Source organism: Halalkalibacter flavus, assembly GCF_036663575.1.
Taxonomy (GTDB): Bacteria; Bacillota; Bacilli; order Bacillales; family Bacillaceae_D; genus Halalkalibacter; species Halalkalibacter flavus.
Window position 1 is genome coordinate 1 of record NZ_JAWRVK010000395.1, and the last position, 240, is coordinate 240.

Here is a 240-nt window from a genome sequence, read left to right on the forward strand (position 1 = left end):
GTTTTGAAATTTGTGGGTATTTGGGAGCTTCTGAACCATCCAAACAGAATATCTTTCCTAAGGACGTCATCAAGTAAAGCGCGCTGGCTGCCATTACCGCCAGGCCATTGACTTCTCCGACGAGAGAAGTCCCCATGTTGATATAGAAACTGACGTAGTGAAACGGATGGGAGGTTGTGAACCATTGCATGTCCTCCATAGCTCACAGGTGTTTTCTGCAACTATAGGCCAGGTCAAAGG

Annotated in this window: 1 protein-coding gene; it reads right to left on the bottom strand. The window is 47.1% G+C overall.

All coding sequences use genetic code 11. From position 1 onward, the window contains the following. A partial coding sequence (locus SAY88_RS25575) for a hypothetical protein (protein WP_332635243.1) occupies positions 1 to 190 on the bottom strand: 190 nt, incomplete at its 3' end. Positions 191 to 240 lie beyond the last annotated feature (50 nt).